Annotated in this window: 6 protein-coding genes; 4 read left to right on the top strand and 2 right to left on the bottom strand. The window is 63.1% G+C overall.

The window, feature by feature from the left end; translation table 11 throughout:
• Window positions 1–322 precede the first annotated feature (322 nt).
• Window positions 323–1,438 (top strand): YbfB/YjiJ family MFS transporter, encoded by a 1,116-nt coding sequence (locus NKK50_RS30645; protein WP_023668494.1) that lies wholly within the window; start codon window positions 323–325, stop codon window positions 1,436–1,438.
• A 115-nt stretch (window positions 1,439–1,553) separates the two neighbouring features.
• Window positions 1,554–2,810: a peptide antibiotic transporter SbmA gene (sbmA, locus tag NKK50_RS30640; RefSeq protein ID WP_023668493.1), complete on the top strand. Its 1,257-nt coding sequence runs from the start codon at window positions 1,554–1,556 to the stop codon at window positions 2,808–2,810.
• Between the two features lie 26 nt (window positions 2,811–2,836).
• Here the strand turns inward: sbmA and NKK50_RS30635 are convergent, their stop codons facing one another.
• Window positions 2,837–3,841, bottom strand: coding sequence for a polysaccharide deacetylase family protein (locus NKK50_RS30635; RefSeq protein WP_023834492.1), 1,005 nt, complete (start codon window positions 3,839–3,841; stop codon window positions 2,837–2,839).
• 193 nt (window positions 3,842–4,034) lie between these two features.
• Here NKK50_RS30635 and NKK50_RS30630 point away from each other — a divergent pair, with 193 nt between their 5' ends.
• Both NKK50_RS30630 and der read left to right on the top strand, forming a co-directional pair.
• Window positions 4,035–4,697 carry a tetratricopeptide repeat protein gene (locus NKK50_RS30630; RefSeq protein ID WP_023729304.1) on the top strand — a complete coding sequence of 221 codons (663 nt, stop codon included), beginning with the start codon at window positions 4,035–4,037 and terminating at the stop codon, window positions 4,695–4,697.
• Between the two features lie 76 nt (window positions 4,698–4,773).
• Window positions 4,774–6,204 (top strand): ribosome biogenesis GTPase Der, encoded by a 1,431-nt coding sequence (gene der, locus NKK50_RS30625; RefSeq protein WP_023692116.1) that lies wholly within the window; start codon window positions 4,774–4,776, stop codon window positions 6,202–6,204.
• A gap of 239 nt (window positions 6,205–6,443) precedes the next feature.
• Here der and NKK50_RS30620 read toward each other — a convergent pair whose 3' ends face one another.
• A complete protein-coding gene (locus tag NKK50_RS30620) occupies window positions 6,444–7,352 on the bottom strand; it encodes a LysR substrate-binding domain-containing protein (RefSeq protein WP_023738457.1) in 909 nt (302 codons plus the stop codon).
• Window positions 7,353–7,382: the final 30 nt, after the last annotated feature.

Here is a 7,382-nt window from a genome sequence, read left to right as displayed (position 1 = left end):
TGATGCCAGTCTCTCGCCAAACCATCGCCGGTCCTCCGGCGGACAAGAAAACTGTCACCCATGCTATCGGTCCATTCTGTTACCTATCTATCCGGTTCGGACATAACCCCCTTCTCCCCGTCACTATACGGGGAGAAGGTGCCGGCAGGCGGGGCGGCGCGACGCCAAGTGGCCCTCGCGCCTCGGCACATTCACGCCAACGGCCACTGTCGCCGCCGCCAAGTCTGGCCCAACGCAAGTGGATTGGTCTGACCGGGCAGCACCCTTATTGTGCGCTGCAATGAACGCCGCTCCATCACCCTTGCGCCAAGCTCTCGCTGGCATGATCGCCATGGCCGTTGCCATGGGCATTGGCCGTTTCGTCTACACGCCGATCCTGCCCGGAATGATGGAAGAACTGCATCTGTCGCCGGCCGATGCCGGCTGGATCGCGTCGGCCAATTATCTCGGCTACCTCGTCGGCGCGCTTGCGGCGGCAGGCGGCTGGGCGCATGGGCGCGAGCGCCTGCTGATGTTTGGCGGCCTTGCCGCCAGTGCTGCGCTCGCCGCCCTGATGGGGCTGAGCGAGACGATGACCGCCTTTGTCGTCCTCCGCTTCCTTGCCGGTCTCGCCAGCGCCTTCGTCATGGTGTTCATGGCCTCGATCGTCTTCGGTCACCTGGCAGCCGCCAACAGAAGCGACCTGCAGGCGCTGCATTTCGGCGGCGTCGGCCTCGGCATCGCGGCATCCTCAGCGCTGATGGCGGTTCTGGTCACCGAACATGCCGGCTGGGCTTCGGGCTGGCTGTGGTCGGCAGCGATTTCCGCCGGCGGCCTTGCGATGGTCGCCTTGCTCGCCGGCAGCACCGCACCTGGCCGCGGCGTGGCCGACCGCGAACCGGCACTGCCGAGGGACCGGTCGTTGGCAAAAGTCATCGTTGCCTACGGCCTGTTCGGCTTCGGCTATGTGGTGACGGCGACCTTCCTGGTCGCCATCGTGCGCCAGGGCGGCGGCGGCCGCGTCTTCGAGGCAAGCGTCTGGATGGTCACCGGCCTTGCCGGCTTTCCCTCGGTCTGGCTGTGGCAGAAGGTAGCGGCACGGATCGGGCTTTATACCGCCTATGCCGTGGGCTGCCTGGTCGAGGTGGTCGGCGTCACCGCCAGCGTCGCCATCGGCGGCACCGCCGGGCCGCTGCTGGCGGGCGTCCTGCTCGGCGGCACCTTCATCGCCATCACCGCGCTCGGCCTGCAGACGGCAAGGCAGCTCGTGCCGGAGGCGCCGCGCCGGATTTTTGCGCTGATGACCGCTTCCTTCGGCATCGGCCAGATCGTCGGCCCGATCGTCGCCGGACTGCTGGCGCAAGCCTCGGGCAACTTCTTCCTGGCCTCGATCGTCGCTGCTGGCGTATTGCTGGTATCTGCTGGGATCACCTGGTCGGCCGCGCCAAAATCGCCATGATTGTGGTCTTGCTCGATGCCGGGCATCGGGTACGGGCATTTGCTTTCCACCTAATGTGTGACTTTATGCCCGCTGAACCCCGCTGATTTGCGCACCGACCGAGGATTTCACCACAGTGTTCGTATCCTTCTTCCCGCAGCCGAAGCTGTTTTTCACCTCGGCCGCCGTCTGGAGCCTTTTGCTCATCATAATTTGGTTTTTCGGCGGCCAAGAGCTGGGTACCCTGATTGGGCTTGCTCCGGTGGCAGCCGACACGCCCGTTGGCGTTGAAGTCTTTTGGTCTGACCCGTTCGTCTGGTTCTACCTATACTACGGCACGGGCGTAGCGCTTTTCGCTGGCTTTTGGAGGTGGTATTCACCCCATCCTTGGCAGAACTGGTCGATCCTTGGGTCCGCGCTCATTCTCTTCGTGATCTATTTCCAGGTTCAAGTGGATGTAGCCTTTAACGCTTGGTACGGACCGTTCTACGATCTCATACAGCGGGCGCTCGGCAAGGCGTATTCGACAACGCCGTGGGATTTCTACAGCCAACTGCTGACCATCTCCTGGGTCGCTGGATTGGCCGTTGCCGTGGGTGTCCTTAACCTATTTTTTGTGAGCCATTGGATCTTCCGCTGGCGCACGGCGATGAATGAATACTACATGTTCTATTGGGACAGGCTTCGCACTATCGAAGGAGCGTCGCAGCGTGTCCAGGACGACACCATGCGCTTTTCCACGACGATGGAAGCACTCGGTGTGAATTTGGTCCGCTCGGTAATGACGCTGATCGCATTCTTGCCCGTTCTCCTCGTTCTGTCGAAAAATGTAACTGAATTGCCAATCGTCGGAGAGGTCCCTTACTCCCTAGTGGTGGTAGCGATTGTTTGGTCGATTTTTGGGACTACTTTCTTGGCGCTCGTCGGCATCAAGTTGCCAGGCCTCGAATTCCGTAACCAGCGCGTCGAGGCTGCCTATCGAAAAGAACTTGTTTATGGTGAAGATGATCCGAATCGTGCTCGGCCGCCCACTGTCGCCGAACTATTTAACAACGTGCGGCGAAATTACTTTAGGCTTTACTTCCACTACATGTATTTCAATGTGGCTCGCATATTCTATCTTCAGATAGATAATATATTCCCTTATATAGTATTGGTCCCAACGATGGTGGCCGCCAAAATCAGTTTGGGTCTATTGAACCGAATTCTCGATGCCTTCGGGCAAGTGCGCTCCTCGTTCCAATATCTCGTCAATGCGTGGACAACGATTGTCGAGCTTCTGTCCATTTACAAGCGCCTGCGTGCCTTCGAGGCAATTATCCACGGCGAGCCGCTTCCCGATATCGATCGTCGTTTCCTCGCGCGCCAGGCAAAGGAACCCGACCCGGCTTGATCCTATCTGCATAGACGGTTGGCGGCTCAGCCGCCCACCGCCGCCTGCCTCTCGCTACCACGTTGCCGCTGCACATAATCGCGAAAACTGATGCACTCGACATCTGATTTGACGCAGTTTTCGCCGGCAAAGCGCTCCAGCGCGTCCCAGTAGGCGCCGTTGTTCATCGGCGTGAAGTGGAAGCTGAGCACCAGCGGGATGCGCTTGCCCTGATATTGCCTGTCGAAGGCGGCGCGGAACGCCTGGTACGTCCGCTCGGTGAAGTCTGCCGCCTGGCTTGGCCGCTCGAAGCCGCCGGAATGCCTGACATAGAGATTGTAGTCCATGGCGATCACCAGCCTACCATCAGGGCCTTCCGGGATCTGCGGCAGCGAAAAGCGGGTCAAGCCGCCGCCGGTCGGCGGCTCGACCGGGCCTTTCGAAACGCCGCTGGCATCATAGTGGTAGCCGGCTTCAGGCAGGGCCTCATAGAGCCCTTTGCTGGTCGAGAGGTACGGCGCGCGAAAGCCGACAACGGCATGGGCAATATCGCGCCATCCCTTGGGCTCGGGTTCAATACCGTTGATCGCATAGGCGTTTTCCAGAATGCGCTCGAACGAGGCGAATTCCTTCAGCCAGTCGGCCTTGCTCCAGTCCTTGCCGTCGAAATGGCCGCAGCCATGGCTGGCGATGTCGTGGCCTTCCGAAGCGGCGAGCCCGATCTGATCGAGCCGATCGGCGACGTCCTGCTTCGAAGCGGCAAAGCCGATGTTGGATTTGCCCGCGGACTTGGCCGGAGCTGTGTAGTCGGCCCGCGTCTGCGGCGACAGCAGGAAGACGCAGGACAAAAAGTAGGTGAAATGCGCGCCGGTGCGCTTGGCCAGCGCCCGGCTGCGCTGCCATTGCGAGATCTCCCGGGCGCTATCGAACGAGATGATGACGATTTGCTTCGGCTTTGCCGGGGCAGGCGGCGCCGGCGGGTCGGCGAAAGCCGCACCAGCCATGGCAAGCACGGCTGAGGAAAACGCAACAACGCGGGACAAACGTGGCATCGGCAATCTGGGCTTGATCTGGAGGCAGTCCAAGCCGGCTATCGGCAAAATGTGGCGTGGGTGCGATCAACGTCGGCAGCTATGCGCCCGGCGATTAGCCGATTTTCCTGCCGAGCCCCTTCCATGCCCGCGAAATTTCGCTAAAACGCGGGCTCAAGAAGCGCCCCTGTTAGGGCAGCAATGGTTTTGATTGATGTCCGACGACAGTTTTATCCGCGAAGTCAACGACGAGATCCGTCGCGAGCAGGCGCAGGCGCTATGGGACCGCTTTGGTCCGGCGATCCTTGGCCTCGCCATCCTGGTGGTGCTTGGCACCGCCGCCTTCGTCGGCTACCGCTATTGGGACGAGACGCGCGCCAACCGCTCCGGCGATGCCTTCTCGCAGGCGCTGAAGCTTGCCAATGACGGCAAGAGCGACGAGGCGCTGACCGCCCTCGAACAGCTGGAAAAGGACGGCTACGGCGCCTATCCGCTGCTCGCCCGCATGCGCGCGGCGACCGTCAAGGCCGACAAGGGCGACTTTGCCGCCGCCGTCGCCGATTTCGATGGCGTCGCCGCCGACAACGCCATTCCCCAGGGCATTCGCGACATGGCGCGCCTGCGGGCCGCCCTGCTGCTCGTCGATCACGGCTCCTTCGCCGACGTCTCCAGCCGCGTCGAGGCGCTGACCGCCGACAACAACACGCTGCGCCACACAGCGCGCGAAGCGCTCGGCCTTGCCGCCTGGAAGGAAGGCAAGACCCAGGATGCGCTGAAACTGTTCGACCAGATCGCCGCCGATGACGGCGCCCCGCGCAACGCGCGCCAGCGGGCGACGCTGATGTCGGAATTGATCCGCGGCTCGGGCGCGTCATGATACGCATCGCCCAAAGCCTGCCCTCGGGCCTGACCCAAGGGCGCGCTGCGGTTTGGGCGATGATATGGATAGCCGGATGAGCTTCAAAGTCGCCATTATCGGCCGGCCCAATGTCGGCAAATCGACGCTTTTCAACCGATTGGTGGGACGGAAGCTGGCGCTTGTCGACGACACGCCGGGCGTCACCCGCGACCGTCGCGTCCACGCGGCCAAACTCTACGATCTGCATTTCGATGTCATCGACACCGCCGGTTTCGAAGACGCCGCCGCCTCGACGTTGCCCGGCCGCATGCGCGCGCAGACCGAGATCGCGATCCGCGAAGCCGACCTGATCTTCTTCACCATCGACGCCAAATCAGGCCTTTTGCCCGACGACCGCACCTTTGCCGAGATCGTGCGCAAATCCGGCAAGCCGGTCGTGCTGGTCGCCAACAAGGCCGAGGCCAAGGGCGCCCAGGGCGGCATGCTGGAGGCCTGGGAACTCGGCCTCGGCGAGCCGATCCCGGTCTCGGCCGAGCACGGCCAGGGCATGCCCGATCTGCGCGACGCGGTGATCGAGGCGCTGGGCAAAGACCGCGCCTTCGGCGAGGAAGAAGACGAGGCCGAGGACGTCGCCGCCAGCGAGGTGCTGATCGGCGAGGACATCACCGATCCCGACGCCGAACCTGCCTATGACGACACCAAGCCGATGCGCATCGCCGTCGTCGGCCGTCCCAATGCCGGCAAGTCGACGCTGATCAACGCGCTGATCGGCGAGGAGCGGCTTTTGACCGGCCCGGAAGCCGGCATCACCCGCGATTCCATCTCGGTCGACTGGGACTGGCATGGCCGTCGCCTAAAACTGTTCGACACTGCTGGCATGCGCCGCAAGGCCAGGATCCACGAAAAGCTGGAAGTGATGTCGGTGCAGGACGGTCTGCGCGCCATCCGCTTTGCCGAGATCGTCATCATCGTGCTCGACGCCACCATCCCATTCGAGAAGCAGGACCTCCAGATCGCCGACCTGATCATCCGCGAGGGCAGGGCGCCGGTCATCGCCTTCAACAAATGGGACCTGATCGACAATCCGCAGGAACTGCTGGCCGAATTGCGCGAAAAGACCACACGGCTTTTGCCGCAAGTGCGCGGCATCCAGGCGGTGACGGTTTCGGCCGAGACCGGGCGCAGCCTCGACAAGCTGATGGATGCCGTCATCAAGACGCACAAGGTGTGGAACAGCCGCGTTTCCACCGGCAAGCTCAACCGCTGGCTGGAAAGCATTCTTGCGCATCATCCGCCGCCCGCCGTCGCCGGACGCCGGCTCAAGGTCAAATACGTCACCCAGGCCAAGACCCGGCCGCCGGGTTTCGTCGTCCAGTGCTCGCGGCCCGACGCGATGCCGCAATCCTATGTCCGCTACCTCTCCAACAGCCTGCGCGAAGCCTTCGACATGCCCGGCGTGCCGATCAGGATAGCGCTGCGGACTTCGGACAACCCGTTCGCGGGGAGAGCGAACAAGCGCAAGTGAGCGGTGACGGTTGCGAAATTCTCCGCAAGATTGGCGGGGCAGCACCCCCCTCTGCCCTGCCGGGCATCCCCCTCAAGGGGGGAGATCAGCAGCCGCTGCGGCCGTTCTCACCTTGCAAGATCAAAAATTGGCGAAAGCGTTGATGACAGCAATCTCCCCCCTTGAGGGCCCTTGAGGGGGAGATGTCCGGCAGGACAGAGGGGGGTGTGACGGAACGCGACACCGGGTGATCACCGCGTCTAAGCGACCTCTCTCAACCGCTCGTCCTGCGGCAGCGCCGCCACCGCCGCCTGCCACAAAATATCCGCCAGCCGCGTCGCCACCGGGTCCAGTTCGGCGTCTTTCTGGTGCATCACCAGCGCCATGGTTGGCAGCGCGGGTAAGCCCAACGTTTGCGGTGCCATCGTCCTGACATTGGCCGGCAGGCCGATATCCGTGCGGATCGTCAGGCCGAGGCCGGCGGCGACCGCCGCCCAGATGCCGCCAAGGCTGGGGCTGGAGAAGGCCATCCGCCATGGCAGGCCGGCGCGGTCGAGCGTTTCCGTCGTCACTGTGCGCAGCAGGCATGGCGCTTCCAGCGCCACCAGCGGCAGTGCCTCGCCCTCGCGTAGCCTGGTCTCGATCAGCTTTGCCGGCCCGATCCAGCGCAATTGCGCGTCGCCGACATGCCGGCTGTAAGGCAGCGCCTGGCCGCTGTCCCAGGCCAGCGCAATGTCGAGATTGCCTGATGTGATCCGCTCGGCGAGTTCATAGCTGCGCCCGATCCGCGCCTCGATCTTGACCTTGGGGTGCGCGCGGGCGAAGCGTCCGAGCACCTCCGGCAGCACCGCCTCGCCGAAATCCTCCTGCAAGCCGAGCCTGACCCAGCCTTCCAGTTCCACGTCGTGGATGGCCGAGGCCGCCTCGTCGTTCAACTCGAGCAGCCGCCTGGCATAGCCGAGCATGGTTTCGCCGGCTTCGGTCAACGCCAGTCCGCGGCCCGACTTGCGGAAGATCGGCGTCGCCGCCTGGTCCTCCAACTTCTTCAGTTGCGCGCTCACCGCCGAGGTCGAGCGGCCAAGCCGGTCGGCGGCCTTGGCGAAGCTGCCGAGTTCCATGCCGGTGACGAAGCTTCGGAGGACATCGAGGTCGAAGGTTACGCGGCGCATCACAACGATCCTGTTTTTCGGGAACAATTG

Origin of the sequence: Mesorhizobium sp. M0001, from assembly GCF_040324255.1 — a bacterium.
In the GTDB taxonomy this organism is placed as follows: domain Bacteria; phylum Pseudomonadota; class Alphaproteobacteria; order Rhizobiales; family Rhizobiaceae; genus Mesorhizobium.
The sequence above is the reverse complement of the archived record's forward strand: the minus strand, read 5'-3'. Positions and strand labels throughout refer to the sequence as shown.

Bases quoted from the DNA above. Each gene is read 5' to 3' on its own strand.
- NKK50_RS30645 (WP_023668494.1), top strand. From the start codon at position 323: ATGATCGCCATGGCCGTTGCCATGGGCATTGGCCGTTTCGTCTACACG.
- NKK50_RS30635 (WP_023834492.1), bottom strand. From the start codon at position 3,841: ATGCCACGTTTGTCCCGCGTTGTTGCGTTTTCCTCAGCCGTGCTTGCC.
- NKK50_RS30630 (WP_023729304.1), top strand. From the start codon at position 4,035: ATGTCCGACGACAGTTTTATCCGCGAAGTCAACGACGAGATCCGTCGC.
- der (WP_023692116.1), top strand. From the start codon at position 4,774: ATGAGCTTCAAAGTCGCCATTATCGGCCGGCCCAATGTCGGCAAATCG.
- NKK50_RS30620 (WP_023738457.1), bottom strand. From the start codon at position 7,352: ATGCGCCGCGTAACCTTCGACCTCGATGTCCTCCGAAGCTTCGTCACC.